Consider the following 20,205-nt stretch of genomic DNA (forward strand, 5'->3'; position numbering starts at 1 on the left):
TCTCATCATCCCTTACCATTCATCCATATTTGTCTGACATATTTTATTAATGCTCTTTATTATTTCTTCCGGTTCTACAACCTCTGCTACATAATTAACCCCGTTATGAATATTTTCAGCTCCTGCCAAAAATACAGCCGTCAATCCAGCCACATAGCCCGTTATCAGGCTCCAGTCCTCTTCACTTTCTAATTTAAAATAATGAATGGAATCATCTATTTTATATTCAACAATTATGCATACTTCCTTGGGTCTATCCTTACAAAAAAATAACTGTTGTATCTTAGTTGCTGATGCCTTTTTTTGCTCTTCTGTTTTATATTGTTCCATCGCCTTAATCATAATAAAATCCATAAGTGCTTTATCATTCTGAAAACTATGATAAAAATAAGCCTTCGGTATTTTCTTTTTGCACACCAATGAATAAAATTCATCACTCAAAACCGGCATTGTAATAAGCTTGTCAAATGGTGCTATTTTATTTCCTTCATTTGTTCCACCGCCTGCCAATTTTGTAATTTTTCCATTTCGTACATAACTCATTCCTCCATTAGATTCTTCCATTCCGGCTACAATGTCATATGCCGCAATTTCAGATAAAGGACTATTTCCATAAAAATATAATTTCAGTTCCTGCAATTGGGGATTTTTTTGCACAATATATCCTGCCAAAATTTCTGTTAACCCAGGATATATTCCAGCACCAAGTACACATGTCCCATTTTTTCCGAAACTAAACTCTGTTTCCATCATCTGTTTCAGCTTTTTTCCTCCTGAAACATCAATATAAATCTTATTTTCTTTCATACACAAAACAGCTATTCGATTCATAATTTTTCCTGATGGTCCAGTACAATTTATAATCATGTCACATTCACCGCATGCTGCGTTAAGCAATTCTTCATCATATATATCAATGTGTTTAAATATCACTTTATCGGAGAATTCAGCTTTCATTACTTCTGCCTTTTGCGGAGAATGATAATATGCACTAATCTTATGATCTGTTTTATCTAATACCCGAAGGGCACCTTTTCCAACGTGTCCTGTTGCACCCAAAACTCCAATTTTCATAAAATATCCTTTCCCAAATATCATTGTTGTAATAAAATTTTTGCAATACTTTCTGCATTTTTACCTTCTATACATGAATCATGATTTCCCGGAATACACTCAACTTCTACATCGCCGATACAAACCTCTTTCCAAAAGCTTACCGCTGCCTCTCTATCAAGAAATACATATGGCTGTTCTTCTGTTGCCTTCAGGAAAAGCATATCGCCAAAATAATTTTCTGTTTCCAGTTTTGACGCTTTAAAACTCTGAGCGTATACTTCATACTGTTCCGTTATCATCTCCAACGTTGCTTTTTCCTTTGTATCTCCAGCTATGGCTCTTGTATATATTTCAAATCTTTCTTCCTGCTTCATTGTTTTAAGTTTTTTCCAGAGTTTAAATACTCGTTCATACTCCTTCTTTCCTTCAAGTAATCGGTAGCTATCTTGAGATACAACTCTGTTATTAGCCTTGAATATGTACTCAATTGCAGAAACGATTTCCTCATCTGATACTTCATTAAATATTTTTCCCGGTGCCATATAAAATCCATTTAAAAATAAGAATTCTATCAACACATCGTCCTCTATTTCTTCAAGAATCGGGGTACTGTCAATCATAATAAGTTTTTCTACCGCAATATCTTCTTCCTGTAGTCTTCTTGCAATTTCCAGTGCCAGAAATCCACCCATACAGTAGCCAATTAATCTAAATTCCTGCCTTCCTGTCTGTTTAAGCAGCTCTGTGTAACAATCTGCCACCTTTCCAATAACATCATCTGATTGTATATTTGTGTAACAATCTGCATTTTTTATGGTCAAAGCCGCAACTGGTTGATCCGCTTTTCCCTTAATTGCCTCTATGAGTTCTGATATACCGCTTAGTGTTCCAAGCGCCGGTGGTAATAGCACAAGCAATGTTCCATCGCCTTCTTGTAACATGGTAAATTCTCCAAGTTCTGATTCCCTACTTGTTTCACCAATACTTTCTTCCTTTTCATTTGAACTTACAGACTCAGCAATGGCACAACTTTCTTTTATAAATGTGGCTAACTCTCGCGTACTGGTGCCGTTAAGCATAATCCTCAAAATCCTGTCAAAGGTCACTGCATCTGTTTTAAATCTTTCATCTGCATATGTTTTAAGTTTACCCGCTACCTGTGCCTGTACAAGTGAATCTATCCCATATTCATATAAATCTCTATCTACTTGAATATGTTCGATTCCTAAGGCACCAGCAATAATGGATGCAACTTGATTTTCAAATTCATCCAAATCACTCTCCTCTATATCATCACGCTGCTCCTCATCAGTTCTTTCTACATACCAGTTTTTCATGGTTTTTCTGTCAATCTTTCCGTTCCCTGTTAATGGAAAATGTGAAACAACCTGAATCTGCCCCGGAATCATATATTCAGGAAGATATGTTTCTGTAATTCTCATCAGTTCTTCCTCATCAACATATTCAAATTCTGAAGACATTTGTTTTATCCATAGTTTCAAATTTCCACATGTTTCTCCCCGCGGCGGATATTCTGCCAAATCTCCAGACATTTCATTTGTAAGCAACTCTCTCCAGGCATCTTCATCAAGGTAAAGCATATCTTTTCTAAGTTCGTCGCATGGTTTCGTCATCATAAATGCCTGTGCTGCAAGAATCCAATTTTCTTCTTTCACCGGCTCTGTTGCAAGTAAATATCCTCCTGAAACTAATACTTCCTTAATGAGATTAAGCGTATATTTTATATCTTTTGCATTTTCTATAACTCCTGTTGCAATTACAACATCAAAATAAGACGGTTTTATCCCCTGTTCTCTATAATCCCTATCCATATCAAAACACTGAAAATGCACATTTGGGTAATCCTTAAGATGTCCTTTCGCCTCAGCCATAAAACTTTCCGCTACATCACTAAAATAATATTCATATGCTATGTCATTTTTCTTTAACGCACTCAGCACACATCTGCTGGTAGCTGCACTACCACCACCGATTTCCAATATTCTAAAAGTCTTCTTTTTATTCTTTGCAAGAGTTATACATGCTGTTGCAACCATCTCATTAAATATTTTTGCTGTATTATTCTGCACATACAAACTTTCAAGAACCTTCGTGCTTCCCTGTGGATATAAAAGTTCAACAGGATTAACCGTTCCCTTAAGCACTGCCCCGGCATTTTCAAATGCAGTCACAATATACTGACCAAATGCACTTTCTGACTGCTTTCCTGAAATTTTCAATTCTTCTAACAGTTTTCCTAAATCTAAATTCTCCCCACCTACACTAATACTGTATAAATCCCCTTCTTTATCCAGTATTTTTGCTTTGTAAAGTGCCATAATCCAATATTTTAACAGCCATCTATACTGTTCTTTTACCTGCAAAACATTGCATGCTTCTGCAATGTTTATCTTTTTTCCCTCTCCGAGTATTCCAACTTCTTTTAACGCCATAAACATAGCCGCAAGTGCTGCTCTATCCCTGCATATAGTCCAGTTGTGATTTGTATTGTCATCATATTGCACCACTTGTTTTGTAATGGCATCCTCTATTAACCGATAACTCTTATCTTTTATTTTTAATGTCTTAGAAGTTACAATCGCCAAGATTTCCTTGCTGTTTCCTGCTCGTTCCACTACAACAGCACACGCCTCCTCGACCGCATCTGCTTTCATCAAGGCCTTTTCTATTTCGCCAAGTTCGATTCTATGTCCTCGTATTTTTACCTGTGCATCACGTCTTCCAAGAAAAATCATTACACCATCTTTTCTGTAATACCCATAATCTCCGGTTCTATATATATTCCTTCCTAAATATTCACTATAAACAAAATGACTTTCATTCTGTTCATCATCTTTTAAATATCCTTCGGCTAAACCTGCGCCATATATGCACAACTCACCTGGCACATAATCCGGTACGGGTTTAAGCCACTTATCTGCTATATAGAATCCCTGATTTGATAATGGATAGCCATATGGAATACTTACTTCAAAGTTTTCCTCCGGTTTACAAATATAATAATTGGACCATATGGATGCCTCTGTAGCTCCTCCAAGTGATACTATCAATGGATTTTGTGTATGATTTCTAATCTGCTGCGGAAGTGTTACCGGAATCCAATCGCCGCTCATCAGTACAAGTTTTATAGGCAGCACCTCTTCCGTACTTTCACAATACTCCATAAGCATTGACATAAATGCCGGAACTGTATTCCACACGGTAATTCCATGCTTCAAAATTAGTTTTTGCCAATGCGAAGGAACCAGATACTGTTCTTCATCAGGAAACACAAGTGTACCACCAACAGATAAAATTCCAAATATATCATATACCGATAAATCAAAATTCAATTTCGACAGCGCAAGCACCTTATCTGTTTTTCCTACATTGAACCTATCATTTACATCCAAAATTGTATTTGCTGCTGCATGATTACTTATTTGAACACCTTTGGGAATTCCAGTGGAACCAGATGTAAAAATTATATATGCAATGTCTTGTCCTTTTCCTTGATATGCTTGAATATCCCAATTATTTTCTCCGCTTTCAAGCAGTTCTGAAACCGGGATACACTTACACCCCTCTCCCATATCCATAATCTTATTTTCATTGCATATACACACTTTAATCTCTGCTTTATCAACAATTCCCTTTATTCTCTGATATGGCTGCTCTCTGTCAATTGGCACATAGATTCCCCCTAATGCCAAAACTGCCAATACCGCTGAAATCTGATTTACCTGCTTATCTACCAACACCCCTACGGTATCTTGGTTTTTGATGCCCATGCTTTTTAGATTTCCTGCTATCTTACACACTCTGTTTTTAAGCTCTCCATATGTAATACTCTCATTTTGATCTATTACGGCAACTTTTGTGCCCTCTCGATTCATAGCATCCCATACCATTTCAAACAACGTTTTCTTATTAAAAATTTTTTCTGTTGCATTTACCTTATTTCTTACTTCAAGCTGGCTGGACGGCACAAGAATAAGTTCTTCTTTTTCCCACATCCGGCTATCATCAGCTAATTTTTCAAGGAGATTTTTGAAACATTCAAACATAGACTCCAGCAATTGGGAATCAAACACTCCCCTTCTGACATCCCAATTAATTCTTAGTCCGTCCGGTCCATCCATTGCCTGGCAATCAATAAACACTTGTGGAGTTGAGCTTTTCCCGTACCCAGATATCTTTCCCTTGAAATTTCCAGTATTAACTAAACCGATAGAACCTGTAAACACATACGGGAACAGTGATGCGTCTTTTCCGTGAACAATACTGTATTCACGCATTGTTTTTACACCCGAAAACAATCTGTGGTCTAAATCCATCATCATCTGAGATTGGATTCTTTTTGTTAATTTTGCAAAGCTTTCTTTTTCTTGTAAATTCACTTCAAGTAAACTAACCGATGTAAAATCACCCACTATGCTATACACATCCGGACTTAAAGGTAATCTATTAAGCAAGGTAAGATTTATACAAAACTCCTTTATCTGGCTCCAATTTCCAAGACACAATGCATAGCAGGTCATAACTGCTGCTGTTGGTGTGCAACCAGTTGCATTTACATATTCGCAAAATTTATCCCATTTATTCTTTGGCAACTCAAAAATAAGTCTGTCAAATCCACTTTCAATACAACTTTTATCTTTTACCGGTAACATTGGTCTAGGCGGAAGATTTTCTATCCTCTTTTTCCAATATTCCTTATCTCTAAGACCTTCCGGCTTAGAAATCATCTCATTTTCCAGACTTAGATAATCCTGAAAACTTAATGGTACTTTCTTTTTTGTTTCACCATTAAAATAGAACTCTTCAAATTCGCGTATCAGAATCCATATACTATTCCAATCCGCAATAAGAAAATCAAAGGATATATGCATAACAGTTTTTTCTTTCTGCTTGGACAACGCTATTTCAAAATAAGGCCAACCACCTATCGGAAACACCTTATCACCCATTTCTTCTCTCAGCTTTGCAAGCCCCTCTATATCTGATGTAAAATCATAATATTTAACTTCTATCTCCGAAGTATCTGTTGGAATCACCTGATAACCGTCATCGCAGATGATTGCTCTAAGCATTTCATGTCTTTCCACCAGTTTATTCCAAGCCCATTGACAACGTTCCTTATCCAGTTCCTCATAATCTATTTCAAGATAAATTTTACAGGATACTCCACCATAATCAAAAGTATCCATTCTCCCCAAAAGGTATGCTGACTGAATATCTGTCAAAAGAAAACGATTCTCATCTTTTTTCAATTCCACTATTATTTCATTTTTATGTGCCTTCAAAAAAGCTAATTTTTCCTCATCCATTCCACCTGTGCCATTTTCTGTTTTAGATGCTGAAAATTTTAATTTTTCTCCATCAACCCATAATCTGATTCCTGCATCAGAAAAACGTCTGATAATTTTTTTATAATCTATATTTTCCATTATATTATTTCGCTCCAAAATATTCTTCAATAATATCGCATGCTCTACTGCAACCATGCTCATTTTCCATCTGTTCCGCTACTTTTACTGCTGCAACCTTATACTTTTCTTTCTCTATTTCCCTCAGCTGTCTTACTAAGTCATCTACCGTGATTTCTTCTTCTGGAAGGTATATTGGTTTGGGTGCCACTCCAGCCTCGTACGCCTGCATTCCTCTAAAATACTGATCTCCTCCAAAGGCTAGTATAAGATTAGGTTTTCCAGCTCTGACAGCAAGGCTTAAAGTTCCTGCCCCACCATGATGAATTACTGCACTTACATGATGAAACAACCATGTAAACGGCACAAACTCTGTATAAAAAACATTAGGCAGGGACTTTTTTCTATCAAACTTCGTCCAGGCTGATACAAATACAGCTCTTTGCCCTGTTATTTCAAGTGCCTCTAAAAATTTATTCTGAAGTTCATGAACCCGTTCAGAAATCATGCTTCCAAATCCGATATACAACGGTGGTTCCCCACTCATAATAAATTCTTTTAATTTATTATCGATTTGTTCCTCTTTCTCATCTTCTTGCTCCATATTCCATTCACCCGTAACATATATATGTTTCTTCCAGGTTTTATCTCTCGGAAACAAAGCATTACTATATTGATATAACGTTAATATAGGTTTTCCATTCATCTTTTTATAAAATCTAAACAGATGCCATTTTCTTAATTTCATTCTCTTTCTCCAGTTATTTACCAGAGCAAGTGATGCCCAATTCATCATGACATCACTCATTACATAACTGTATTTACATCTGATGGAATTGCGTTTTATAAACGGAAATAGTGGCGAATATAACTTGGTAGGATCATACGGCAGAGCAAATGTTCTTACACACGGCTTATTTAGTTTTTCTGCAAAATGATAAGCCAATCCACCGAACTGCATATACATGATTACATCTGCCCACTGACACGGTTCTTTAAAATCCTCATATAGTTCCGGATATTTTCCAAGCAATTCTTTGATCGCATTCAAAACTCCCGGTCCTTTCTCTTGGTCTGATAACATTTTCTGCATCATTTCTTCCGGGTTTCCATGCAATTTTCCATAAACTATTCCCTGCTTCTCGATTCGTTCCCTATAACATTCAAACGCAACAATTTGAAAAATATGGCCTCGTTTTTGCATTTCCTTTCCCAGCGCAATAAAGGGGAATACATCGCCATCCGAGCCAACCACAAATGCAACTATTTTCATTTTTTCTACTCTCCACCAAGCTTTCTAATCACTCTGCATGGATTTCCGGCAGCTAACACATTATCCGGTATATCTTTTGTCACAACGCTTCCTGCTCCAATTGTTACATTATTTCCTATATGTAAACCTTTCTTTACCCCGGCACATAATACCGAACCAGCCCCAATAAACACATTGTCTCCTATTGTAATTGGATTAGCATATGACCATCCCTCTATTCTTCTTTCCCATTCAAGCGCATGACCAGATGTATTAATAGACACATCCGGACCAATCATAACATTGTCTCCTATTTTTATTCCTCCCAAATCCTGCATGGTAACATTGTAACTGCATTCAAAATTCTCCCCTACTTCAATCGTTCCTCCAACAGTACAATGAAATGGTGGCGTAACCATAAGAAAATCTCCTGTTTTCTTAAAAAGTCCTTTTAAAAGTTTAATCTGTTCTTCTCCTTGCGTAAGCAGGTTTAACTGATTGTACTCTGTACACTTTTCTATAACCTCCAAAAGATACTGATACCCTCCCGGGCACTCATAAATGCAAAATTCTTCTCCTCTTGCAATTGCGTCTAATATCGTTTGTATTCTTTTCATCACATTTCCTCCTGGGTTTTTGTAGTATTTTCAAGTATTTTCCATTTACACACCTTTTTTTCAGTCATTTCAACAAGACCATATAAGAACAGGCCAAGTGCTATCATAAGCAATATACCTGCGTACATTTTTTCATAATCTCTGCTATCCATACATCGCGAAACATAATATCCAAGTCCGCTTGTGGATGCAAAATTCTCTGTTATAAATAACATCGCCATTGAGACACCTATTGTTCCTTTTAATGCAGTCATAATATCCGGAAGGCACCCCAAAAACACTAAATGATACATATATTGCATATTATTTGCACCTAACGCATGCATTGATCTTGATAGCTCTGCCGGAATATTGACCGATGCATCTCTTACAATTACGGTGACTTGGAAAAACAATACAACTGCTATAAGAAAAATTTTAGGCAAATCACCGATTCCCATTGCAACTACAATTATTGGTAAAAATACCACTTTAGGTACCGGATATAATATGTTAAGAATGGTTCCAAAATAGTTATTAAGTCTTTGACTCTGACCAATAATCAGTCCTACCGGCACCGCTATAAGCATTCCAGCTACTGTACCTATACCAATTCTATAAAAGCTTGTCAAAAAATGCTGAATCAGGGTTCCATCTGCAATCAGCTTAAATAGTTCTCTTACAGAAGCAACTGCACATGGCAGAAACTCTCTTTTCATAAGATGACTGCACATCTCCCATAACATCAGAATAGATACCGTTGCTACTATTTCTTTTCTTCTATGTAACATCATTCTCTCCTGCCATTATTTTTTCCACCTGATACTTTACAGAAAGATATTTTTCAGACTGTCTTTCCGCAATACCTGATACCGGGTTTTCTAATACTCTTCTAATTTCTTTTCCTTCCCGAGAAAAAACCGCAATCTTATCTCCAAGATACACTGCTTCACTTATATTGTGCGTAACAACAACCGCTGTAATGTTATTCTGTGAAAAAATTTTTCGCATATTGTTTTGTAACCTTTCCCGACTGATAGGATCCAATGCAGAAAACGGTTCATCCATAAGAAGAACTTTTTTTCTGCAAAGTAAGGCTCTTCCTATCGCAACTCTTTGCCTCTGTCCACCAGATAACTGGCATACATACTTATCCGCATGCTCTGTAAGTTCTAATTTTTCCAGCATATTCTCAACCTCTCCATATCGTTCTTTTTCATGTTTAAGTTGTAGAGGCAGCTTCAAGTTTTCCCTTACCGTTTTCCATGGAAAAAGTCCATAATGTTGAAACACAACCGCTATATCCCGGTTAGGTTGACTTATCTTTTTTTTGTTATACATTACAGTCCCTCTGCTGGGCTTTGTTAATCCTGCAATAATATTTAATAATGTAGTCTTTCCACACCCACTTTTTCCCACTACTGCAAGACATTCTCCTGTTGGCACTGCTAAATTAATATTGTGAAGTGCAGTAAATGCATTATTCCCCTGAGCATATTCTTTTTCTATCCCATGTAATTCAAGCATTATTATTTTCTCCTTTAAATGCAGAATATCAATTTGTCTTGTTCTGCAACTCATCTGTAACAAGCTCTTTGTATGAATATCCCTCTGTCAGCAATCCTTTTTTCACCATCCAGTCTACAATTCTATCAACCGTTTCCTCTGTTGGTACTGCTCCTTTGGTATAGTGTGGAAGAACATATATATCTTTCATATCTTCCGGAACTCTTGCAACCTCAAGTGCTAACTCTTTGTACTTGTCTGGATTATTTTCAATGTTATCAATCGCTTCGTTATACCCTTTCACAAATGCCTGCGCTAATTCATTTTGTTCCTTTATAAATGAATCCCGCAAAACTATCACACTATTAGAATAGTTATTCTGAAGAGTGGTATCATCAATAATTAGTTTTGCACCATTTTGCAAAGCATAATCATTTAATGGTTCCGGCAAAATTGCACAATCCACATCATTCCCTTCCATAAGTGTTTCATATCGTAATGATAGACTCGGTATACTAACTTTCTCGATACTGTCAATATCAATTCCAAGTTCATCACAATAGGAATCTACTAAAAATTCCATCATCGTCCCTTCCGAAATTGCAACTTTACTTCCGGCAAGATTATCTATAGAATCTACCTTACTGTTTGGAGAAGCTACAATGCAAAATTTTCCTTCTGTAACTTCCGCACCAAGTGCAATTGCAACTGTCTTAAGATCAACACCTCCTTTTTTCACAAGGCATTGCACAACCATATCGGTCATCATGCCGTCAAGTTCGCCTGCCTCCATCGCTTTTGACTGATCTGATGCACTACCGAATTCTACAAGTTCTACTTTACATCCATTTCCTTCAAAAGTTTTTTCCTGGCTTGCAACATATAAAGGTATGCTATCTGCTGTACTAAGCACACCTATTTTTATTGTGTAATCTTCTTTAGACTTTGTTTTTCCGCAACCTATACATGATGAAACCATTAAAACCAATATCACTACCAACGCACTGACTTTTTTCATAACTTCCATCCTTCCTATTAACCTAGCCTCTATTAAATTTTTGTTTTCAAATAGCTTGTAATTGTATCACCATATTTGACTTTATAACTTATCTATGCTATTTTAGTTAGTGTTAACTAACCCTATTTTAAATTATATCCCATGCATATATTAAAATCAACGAAACACATTGGAATTCGACCAAATTGTCCTAATGATTAACTTTCTTTACAAAAGGAGTAATTATGATATGTCAAACCCGAATGATACTTACTTAAATGAAAAAAGCTTGCATAAAAGCCTTTATGTACTTGATAAGGCATCTCTTGAAAGAGCCACCAATTATATCCAGGACTATTACAGTGAAAATATTAGCATCGATTCTTTATGCCGAATTACATATATGGGAAGAACAAAATTTAAAGTTCTTTTCAAGCAATATTTTCATTGTACCGTTACCGAATACATACGCGAAGTACGCGTAAATAAAGCAAAAGACCTGCTCAAAAACACCAGTATTCCAATCATTGAAGTTGCATCCATGGTAGGATACAACAATCCTGGGCGTTTTTCCCATATCTTCATGGAAGATACAGGAAGCTACCCTTCTGAATACCGTGTTTCTAACAGGTCTGAATAATTCTTCTTATCTGGCTAATTTCCAGCTTACAGCTCGCTCACGCATATCTATAAATCTCTTATAGATACCTTCTTGCTTCATAAGTTCATTATGATTTCCTTGCTGAACAATTTTTCCTTTTTCTATTACCAAAATATTATCTGCATTTCTAACCGTTTTTAGTCTGTGAGCTATCATAATTATTGTCTTTTCTTTTGTCAACTCATCAATGGCAGATACAAGATCCTTTTCATTTTCCGGATCCACATTAGCAGTTGCCTCATCAAGTATGATAATTGGCGCATCTTTTAAAATAGCTCTGGCAATTGAAATTCTTTGCTTTTCTCCTCCTGACAATGATGCTCCGCCTTCACCGATTATTGTTTCATATCCATCCGGTAATTGCATAATAAAATCATGGCAGCATGCCTTTTTAGCTGCTTCAATCACCTTATCCATCGGTGTATCCGGTGCACCAAACCTGATATTGTTCGCAATTGTATCATTGAACAAATATACATTCTGAAATACAAAACTAAAATTTTTCATAAGGCTATCCATACTATATTTCTTGACATCCACTCCGCCAAGCAATACCTGACCGCTTTCTACATCCCAAAATCTGGAAATCAAATGACAAAGTGTCGTCTTTCCTCCACCACTTGGTCCTACAATTGCAGTTGTGGACTTATCCGGAATATGAATACTTATTCCATCAATTACCCTTTTTTGGTCATATGAGAAAACAACATTCTTAAGATCAATATCATGATTAGCAGGTGTAATGTCTTCGCCTTCAATATTCATGGTCGGTGTTTCTAATATGGCATTGGCTTTATCTACTCCCATAGACACAGTACGAAGTAAGCTTGAGTAAACTCCGGCAACTTCCAGTCCAGAATAAATCATAAAGGAACACAGCATAAGTAACATTGTTTTTTCAATGTGCATTGTACCGTTAATATAAAACCATACTGAAAGCATACATATTGCAACACCTGTAAGTTTACTGATAGCATTTTGAAGTGTTATAAAAGGCAAAAATGACAATTCCGACTTTATATTTGTTTTTGCGCTTTTTTCAATGGCTGTATTAAGTTTCTTTGCCCGAATACCCGTAAGATTATAATTCTTAACTTCTGTAATGTTTTGAACATACTCAATAACCTGCCCAACCAAATTTGTATCCACTTCATTTTTCTCTGCTGCAATACTCTTTGAACTCTTTTGAAGCATCATATTGACGATATAAAACAGGATTACTCCAATCACTGTAGCTAACCCTACTCTGTAATCATATACAATTATAAATGCTGTAATAACACCTGTGGTTATCATTCCCTGGGTACACATCATAACAACTCTTGTTGCTATATCTGCCAATCCCTCCATTGTATTGGTGGCAACTGATGTAATGTTTCCTAAATTGTTGGCATTAAAATATCCCATCGGCAGATATCTCATATGTTCTGCTATTTCGATACGTTTATTTGCGCAAGTCTCGTATCCACCTTCTGTTTGAAGCATTGTTGTTTTATTACTGATTAGTGTCTGTAAAATAATACCTACTACTATTATGAGAAAACTTGCCCAAATTCCTGCTGTTGTTATTCCATCATTCAGCATCTGGTGAAGCAAAATTCCAATAGCAGCCACTTTGGTTACTTCAACCATTGTTTTTATTACACCCAAAATAATTGCACCATAAAATTTTTTCTTATTTACAGGTCCCGAAAACTCAAAAAACTTCTTTAATGCTCTAAACATTTTCACTGCCTCCTTCCTCTTTTTCATCCTTTACCGCTATATGTGCATTCCACATAGACGCATAAAGTCCATTCTGAGCAAGCAACTGTTCATGCGTTCCCATAGAATCCACTTTTCCATTTTTAATAACATAAATTTTATCAGAATCCATAATTGTAGAAAGACGATGTGCAATCACTATCAACGTTTTACCTTGAACAAGTTTCGCAACAGAATCCTGAATAATTGCTTCATTTTCCGGATCAGTATAAGCCGTTGCTTCATCAAGAATAATAATTGGTGCATTCTTTAACATTGCTCGTGCAATGGAAATACGCTGACGTTCTCCACCAGACAAATGTCCTCCACCATCGCCCACTATTGTATGATAGCCATTTTCCAAACCTTCTATAAATTCATGACAACCACTTGCCTTTGCAACTTCAATCACCTGTTCATCTGTTGCATTAAGGTTACCCATTCTAATATTATCCATAACGGTTTCATTAAACAAATAATTATCCTGTGATACATATGCAATCATTCTGTTATAATCTTCAGTTGCAATATTCTTAATGTCAACTCCGCCAATTTTAATCTGACCTTCCGCAATATCCCAAAGACTAGCAATCAGCTTTGCTACTGTAGATTTACCGCTTCCACTTGGTCCAACAAAAGCAGTTACCTTTGCTTCCGGAATCTCCATATTAATACCATGAAGCACTTCCTTTTCCTTATAAGCAAATCGAACATCTTGAAGCGTTATATCAAAGCTTTCCGGACGTTTTACGGTCTTCTCCGGTCTATCTAACTCTTTTGCTTCAAGAATATTTGTCACTTCACTTACTATAAGATTCATTTTATTAAGGTCATCCATATATGTACTTATTGTAATTAATGGTGTAATCAACCCCATAGAAAGAAGAATCAACATAATAAAATCACTTGCCATTAAACTTCCATTTTTTACAAACATTGCACCAAATGGCAAAACTGTTACTAACGTTGATGGCAAAATAGCCATAGAAAGACTCATATAAATATTGCATCTTTTCATCCAGTTTATGTAGCATGCCGCACCTTCCTTAGCAGCAATTACAAACTTCTCATATGAGCTTTTGGATTTTCCGAAGGCTTTAATTACTTCTATACCATTTATATATTCAACCGCAGTATCATTTAAAATTTTTGTTTTGGTTATAGCATTTTTCTGATTTTCTTCATTGCCTGACATCATTCCCATAAATGCTATCATTCCAAGCGGTATCGTAACTAATGAAAGCAATGCCATTCTCCAATCAATCCTAAGCATATATATGAATAAACAAATTGGTGCCATAAGATTTGCTGTAAACTCAGGCACGATATGGGCAAGAATTGTTTCTATACTGTCAATTCTTTCTACCAAAATATTTTTAAGTGATCCTGACTGCATATCTTTGATTGCCCCTAACGGCATGCGAACTAACTTTTCACATACTCTCTTTCGCATAGAGCCTAAGACCTGAAATGTTGCTACATGTGAAAATGTCGTAGATACTGCATGAAGAAGCACACGGCATACCCATGCGATTATAATTACCACCATTAAATTGAGGTAATAACTCCATTCTGTATTCCCTTTCATTAATTGTGAAATCATTGTTCCCATAATTATATAGGGAATCAAGCTTGCCAGCACACCCAATACAGCAAATATTACTGATAAGATGTAATGAAGCTTTTTTTCTCCTGCAAATTCAATTAACCAGGAGATGGTACTCTTCTTTGATGTTTTTTCATCTAATTTCTTCACAACTTCCTCCTTATAATCCCTTATTGAAATATTTTATTTTGAACCTAAAATCCAGTTAGGCTTACCTAACGAATTATAACATTCATTAAATTGAATTCTATCCACTTTGGTCGAAAATAAGTGCACTTTCATTATTTAAAGCACAAAGAGTCCGCTCCTCGGACTCTTTCTCGCCCGAGCGGTGTCATTTATGACTAATTTCATCTCTGCGATGTGCGCTTCCTTAGCGGAAAGTTTTTAATGTAATAGAACGCAATTTCCTATTACATTAAAAATGCTTATCTTTGTACATACAATTGTACATACAATAAGATAAGCATTTTTTATGATTCAAATATTGTTTTGTTATAATAAGTCTTATACCATTTTTTATCCTTCCTCACTCTTTCATACAGTTTTTCTTGTGCAACTTCATTTTCTTGATAGCCCAGTCATAATGACTGCTTGTGTTGCTGATAAAATAACTCCCAATACAACTTCCACCTATCCATGGATAGTAGGTATTGGTGAATAATTCTTCCTGTGAAAAAGTATTTAATGCTTCCATTACCCTTCTGTGGGAATCCTTAAATCTTTTAAGCGCCTCTTCTTCTGAAATATTCTGGCAGCGATTATAGAAAACAATATTCATAGCACCATAAGTTTTCCAGTTATAACCTTCCATCAAAAACGGTTTATTGCTTCCATTCTCCCGATTCTTAATCCATTCCAGCAACAACAAATGCCATTCATTCAAGTGCATCAGAACATCACGAAGATTCTTGTCACGCTTCCAGTGTGCCTCTTTTCTCTTATTATCAGAGCTAAAATCATACGCTCTCTCTTTTTCTGCATCCGTTCTATTTTCAATCATTTCAAGTAACTTGGCATAATTTGTATTTGCTGCTGTTATTAATTCCTCCTTATTTTTAGGTCTTGGCATAATTCATCCTCCTTAAATAATCCGATTCCTATAAGCCTATCTAGCTTCATACTATTTTTCACTTCCTGCCTTATTATAACATTGCAAACACGCCAACTGTGTGTCATGTTTTTTTGCAATATCGTCATTAAATCAAACTTATGATTCCAAAACCTAAATAAAAAAATAAAACCAATTTATATACTGTTAATAATTGAAACATCTTTACATTAAGTGTAAATCACTCCATTTTTTCATATCTTTAAGAATTGGTACAAAACTTTTTCCTAAATCGGTTAAAGAATATTCTACCTTAGGCGGAACTTCCTGATAAACATATCGTGAAATAAATCCATCTTGCTCTAACTCTCGAAGTTGTTTCGTTAGTGTGGATTGTGTAATATCGCCTAATCTTCGTCGAAGTTCCCCGAATCTTTGTATCTCATATTCTGCAATATACCATAAAATTGTTATTTTCCACTTTCCGCTTAAAATATTTTGAACCCGAACCATTGACGCACATTGAGGAAGTGGTGATTTCATATTACTCATAAAATTCCTCCTTTAACGGCATTATATTATCTTTTTATTATTTTTTCAATGTACTACTCTTTTTTGTACTTAGTATTATTTTTCGTACTATAAACAAAAAAAGACAGTACTTTTCAATTTTGATATGCTTGCTATAATTTGAAACAAGAAAGGCGGTGACAACAATTAACACATCCATCAACATTGCGGGAATTACATTTAAAAATCCGATAATGCCTGCATCTGGAACATTTGGCTCAGGACAAGAGTATAGTGAATTTGTAGATTTGAACCAACTAGGCGCAGTAGTAACAAAAGGAATTTCACTATCTCCGTGGGAAGGAAATCCAGCCCCCAGAATCATGGAAACAAGCAGTGGAATGATAAACGCTGTCGGATTACAAAATCCCGGAATTGACGTATTTATAAAACGTGACATACCATTTCTTCAAAAATTTGATACAAAGATAATTGTTAATGTGTGTGGCAATTCGGTATCTGATTATTTAAAAGTTGTAGAACGATTATCTGAAACAGTTGTTGATATGCTTGAAATTAATATTTCATGTCCAAATGTGGAACATGGTGGAATTGCATTCGGACAAGAACCAAAGATGGTGGAATATATTACCGGCGAAATAAAAAAAATTACGAAAAAGCCTATTTCTATGAAATTGACTCCAAATGTTACTGACATAACAGAAATAGCAAAAGCGGCTGAAACAGGTGGCGCAGATTCTATCTCCTTAATCAACACTATTACCGGTATGAGAATAGATGTGCAAAAGAGAAAATTTTGTGTCGCTAATAAAACAGGGGGATTATCCGGTCCGGCAATAAAACCAATTGCATTAAGAATGGTTTATCAAGTTTGTCATACAGTAAAAATCCCCGTAATCGGTATGGGAGGTATTTCTACCATAAACGATGTTTTGGAATTTATCATGGCTGGAGCTACTGGTGTTGCAATAGGAACCGCAAACTTTAATAATCCATTTGTAATGCCAGAAATCATAGCAGATTTAACGAAATATATGAGAAAAAACAACATTGAAACCTTAGACGAAATCAGAGGTGTTGTTTGTTAAGAACTATGATGGCATTACAACTCTCTGTCTTGTGATAACAACCGGATTGCCCTCATAATCCCTCTTACGAAGAATTGGCCCATCCACTGCCTTAATTACTTCTACTTCTGCCATAATAAAATCCTCCTTAAATTGAAATCTTTGCTTCGTGTTCCTCTTAGCACCAAGCTTACTTAAAAATGAAAATATGAACGAACGTATACAAGCGATTGTCTAAGCAACCCTTTTTCCTGTACCGGTCTTGAAATATTCCAACTCCAGAATGTGATATGAACTCATAATCCTATTCTTTGCCCGAATATATTCATTTTCCGAAATCATCCCAAGGCGAACCAGTTTTCTAAGCACCGCCATTTTCTTGCTGAATTCCAGACACTTTCCAGCATCCATCTGATACCACTCCATAGCAAAACCTCCTCTCAAAATACTGTTTTTCTCGAATTACAAACAACCAATCTTACATACACTAGCAATTGCTATTCACAGCTACTCCGCCAGCATCAGCAAACAAATATTCGATTTTTATTAAATAATTGTAGAACATACGTTTGTTTTGTGCTATACTGATTGTATGAATCATTTCACTTTTAATGTTTGAAGTAATATTTTTATATTTAAAAAGATTACTCTCTCACTTATAGGAGATTTAGAAGTGGTTTTGCGGAAGTGTTTTTGAAAAAACAGATTTCTTGAAAAAGAAAACTTTGCAGAAGCTATTTTGTGAATAATGAACTTTAATTATTTTGAATAAGGCAGGTATTACAGATAAATGACCCCTACAAAACATCAGGAATTACTAGACTTCTGGGAGTACGAGCATGGCTTCGATAACGAAGATGGTGCAACCTCAATAGAGGAGTATATTTCCTATGAAGCATCCCGGCAAGAATTACAAATTGAATTAGAGCATTTTAATGAAATGGATTTGGATCAGGAACTGCATCCCATAAAGGATGATGACTTTCAGCCGGAAGACGAGCACTCAAATAAAACCATGTTAAAAAGGGAGCTTCGTGCCATTGCTTTAAAGCGACTAGAGGACAGTGCCCGTACTGTTTCAGATTTTGAGGAAGTGATAAAGGAATGGGATCATCTGGATGACAACCGGGAACGAAAAGAACGCTACCACGAAATAGGCAGGGAAAACATAGACAGCAAGAAGGATGTGGCACCTCTTGCCATTATTGTCCCGGCTCCTATCAATCATGCTTACTGGCGACAGCTTATGAAGGGAGACTTTATAGACATCATTTCTAACTGCCCTTATGAAATGCACAATTCTCTTTCCGATGAGGACTATTCCAAGATTATTTACGACTTAAAGGACGACCACAAGGAGCTGATATACTTCCTATATCTTAGGGATTTTACAGCTAATCATCTGGCTGCCCTGCGTAATCAGAGTGACAGAAATATCCGTGGTGTCCGCTCCACTGTCCTTGGACAGATTGAAAAGAAAGTACTTCTTGTACTGGCTGACAGGCAGGGACAGGATTTTCCTTTTACTGGTGAAGAACGGGATTTTCTGTCCAGACATGCAAAAGATTTACCGGCAGCCCTTGAAAAACTCGACAAAGAAAAACTTGCACTCCTAAAAAAGATTGGGGTTATGGCGAGAAAGATTGCAAGGGAACAGGCAAAGCTGGAACCAGAACAAGAAAAAATCATCAAGAAGAACAACAATAAAAATAATGCAAATGATGAAAAAGCTGTTTGAAAATGCATTCAAACATGTTATTATAGTAATAGTTTTTACAGAGAAAGGAATTACAATGAAGGATCTCTTTCAGAACTCCAGTTCAAACTGGGTACGATATAATAAATATGAATGGCGAACCTCTGCAGATGGGAAATGTTATATTACCCCTGCAGCCGATGCCAAGCCATCCATCTACAATCCTATCAAGGATTATGAAAAGCTGGTGCTGACCGCAATCAATATCGGTACTACCGCCATGAACAAGGCAAGCGAATCAGAATTAAAAGAAGCCATTATGGGCTTTGTGTCCGAGTCCGGTATGCTGGGACTTATGACAGCACTTCCCACCACACCGGACTTTATTACATATGAAGCAGTCTATCTGCCGAAAAATCATTTCATCAAAGAAGAAAATATTTCGACGGAAAGATATCTGTCCTGCTTCTTCCCTTTCGATAAGATTGATTTCCGTAAAAAAGGCAGCGAATCCTGTTGGAATACAGACAACCCGGAAATGATGGCACTTATTATGACAATGAAAAACAAGCCACAGGCAGTGATGATGAGCTTCCAAAGAGAATATGCCGAATCCTATGACTGGCTGATTGAAGTATTCCGTGACTGGGCATTTACCTTTTTCTCAAGCTTTTTGTATTATCAAGACTATGACAAGCTGGATGAAAACGAACGAAGCCTCTATCGGCAAGGAATGGCTGCATTTGGTGGTGTAGCTCCCACCTATCACATTGAACTGCGTGAACGCCCTACCTTAGTTTGGGATTTCAACTCCTTATTGTTATGCATACAGATGATGTTTTCCTTTATGCTGACTGATGACGATTCCAGCCTGAAGGTATGTAAACACTGCGGCAAGGCATTTGCTGCCACAAGATCAAACATGGAATTCTGCTCTCCACAATGCAAGAATCAGTACAATGTATATAAGAGCAGGGCGAAGAAAAATAATACACCAGCACCGGAGGACTGATT

16 protein-coding genes are annotated in these 20,205 nt (G+C 36.3%); 4 read left to right on the forward strand and 12 right to left on the reverse strand.

What is annotated here, in order from left to right:
- Window positions 1-12 precede the first annotated feature (12 nt).
- From KQI83_RS06895 to KQI83_RS06925, 7 genes are read right to left on the reverse strand one after another with little or no spacing between them, the layout of a single operon-like run.
- Window positions 13-1,074 carry a saccharopine dehydrogenase NADP-binding domain-containing protein gene (locus KQI83_RS06895; protein WP_216555917.1) on the reverse strand — a complete coding sequence of 354 codons (1,062 nt, stop codon included), beginning with the start codon at window positions 1,072-1,074 and terminating at the stop codon, window positions 13-15.
- Between the two features lie 20 nt (window positions 1,075-1,094).
- A complete protein-coding gene (locus KQI83_RS06900) occupies window positions 1,095-6,569 on the reverse strand; it encodes a non-ribosomal peptide synthetase (RefSeq protein ID WP_216555920.1) in 5,475 nt (1,824 codons plus the stop codon).
- Entirely contained in the window at window positions 6,511-7,758 is a 1,248-nt protein-coding gene (locus KQI83_RS06905; RefSeq protein ID WP_216555923.1) for a glycosyltransferase, read from the reverse strand. The genes KQI83_RS06900 and KQI83_RS06905 overlap by 59 nt, the downstream gene beginning before the upstream one ends.
- Before the next feature lie 5 nt (window positions 7,759-7,763).
- Complete coding sequence (locus tag KQI83_RS06910; protein ID WP_216555926.1) at window positions 7,764-8,354, reverse strand: sugar O-acetyltransferase; 591 nt, start codon at window positions 8,352-8,354, stop codon at window positions 7,764-7,766.
- Complete coding sequence (locus KQI83_RS06915; RefSeq protein ID WP_216555928.1) at window positions 8,354-9,124, reverse strand: ABC transporter permease; 771 nt, start codon at window positions 9,122-9,124, stop codon at window positions 8,354-8,356. Before KQI83_RS06915 ends, KQI83_RS06910 begins: the two co-directional genes overlap by 1 nt.
- On the reverse strand, window positions 9,114-9,860 hold the full coding sequence (locus KQI83_RS06920) for an ABC transporter ATP-binding protein (protein WP_216555931.1): 747 nt from the start codon (window positions 9,858-9,860) through the stop codon (window positions 9,114-9,116). The genes KQI83_RS06915 and KQI83_RS06920 overlap by 11 nt, the downstream gene beginning before the upstream one ends.
- 28 nt (window positions 9,861-9,888) lie before the next feature.
- Complete coding sequence (locus KQI83_RS06925; RefSeq protein ID WP_216555936.1) at window positions 9,889-10,857, reverse strand: ABC transporter substrate-binding protein; 969 nt, start codon at window positions 10,855-10,857, stop codon at window positions 9,889-9,891.
- 229 nt (window positions 10,858-11,086) lie between these two features.
- Here KQI83_RS06925 and KQI83_RS06930 point away from each other — a divergent pair, with 229 nt between their 5' ends.
- Complete coding sequence (locus KQI83_RS06930) at window positions 11,087-11,476, forward strand: helix-turn-helix domain-containing protein (protein ID WP_216555939.1); 390 nt, start codon at window positions 11,087-11,089, stop codon at window positions 11,474-11,476.
- A 6-nt stretch (window positions 11,477-11,482) separates the two neighbouring features.
- Here the strand turns inward: KQI83_RS06930 and KQI83_RS06935 are convergent, their stop codons facing one another.
- The 4 genes from KQI83_RS06935 to KQI83_RS06950 all read right to left on the reverse strand — a co-directional run bounded on the left by KQI83_RS06935 (window position 11,483) and on the right by KQI83_RS06950 (window position 16,449).
- Window positions 11,483-13,222, reverse strand: a complete 1,740-nt coding sequence (locus KQI83_RS06935) for an ABC transporter ATP-binding protein (RefSeq protein ID WP_216555942.1) — start codon at window positions 13,220-13,222, stop codon at window positions 11,483-11,485.
- Window positions 13,215-14,996 carry an ABC transporter ATP-binding protein gene (locus KQI83_RS06940; protein ID WP_216555945.1) on the reverse strand — a complete coding sequence of 594 codons (1,782 nt, stop codon included), beginning with the start codon at window positions 14,994-14,996 and terminating at the stop codon, window positions 13,215-13,217. Before KQI83_RS06940 ends, KQI83_RS06935 begins: the two co-directional genes overlap by 8 nt.
- 379 nt (window positions 14,997-15,375) lie before the next feature.
- On the reverse strand, window positions 15,376-15,918 hold the full coding sequence (locus KQI83_RS06945; protein ID WP_216555948.1) for a ClbS/DfsB family four-helix bundle protein: 543 nt from the start codon (window positions 15,916-15,918) through the stop codon (window positions 15,376-15,378).
- Between the two features lie 204 nt (window positions 15,919-16,122).
- Entirely contained in the window at window positions 16,123-16,449 is a 327-nt protein-coding gene (locus KQI83_RS06950) for a winged helix-turn-helix transcriptional regulator (protein ID WP_216555950.1), read from the reverse strand.
- 164 nt (window positions 16,450-16,613) lie between these two features.
- Between KQI83_RS06950 and KQI83_RS06955 the strand changes: the two genes are divergently transcribed.
- Window positions 16,614-17,516: a dihydroorotate dehydrogenase gene (locus KQI83_RS06955; RefSeq protein ID WP_216556146.1), complete on the forward strand. Its 903-nt coding sequence runs from the start codon at window positions 16,614-16,616 to the stop codon at window positions 17,514-17,516.
- A 213-nt stretch (window positions 17,517-17,729) separates the two neighbouring features.
- On the opposite strand, the gene KQI83_RS06960 is transcribed toward KQI83_RS06955, so the two are convergent.
- Window positions 17,730-17,921, reverse strand: a complete 192-nt coding sequence (locus tag KQI83_RS06960) for a hypothetical protein (protein WP_216555952.1) — start codon at window positions 17,919-17,921, stop codon at window positions 17,730-17,732.
- A 364-nt stretch (window positions 17,922-18,285) separates the two neighbouring features.
- Between KQI83_RS06960 and KQI83_RS06965 the strand changes: the two genes are divergently transcribed.
- Window positions 18,286-19,233: a hypothetical protein gene (locus KQI83_RS06965; RefSeq protein WP_216555955.1), complete on the forward strand. Its 948-nt coding sequence runs from the start codon at window positions 18,286-18,288 to the stop codon at window positions 19,231-19,233.
- Window positions 19,234-19,288: 55 nt separating this feature from the next.
- Entirely contained in the window at window positions 19,289-20,203 is a 915-nt protein-coding gene (locus tag KQI83_RS06970) for a hypothetical protein (RefSeq protein ID WP_216555958.1), read from the forward strand.
- The last annotated feature ends 2 nt before the right edge of the window (window positions 20,204-20,205 follow it).

Origin of the sequence: Roseburia sp. MSJ-14 (genome assembly GCF_018918225.1) — a bacterium.
Lineage (GTDB): Bacteria > Bacillota > Clostridia > Lachnospirales > Lachnospiraceae > Petralouisia.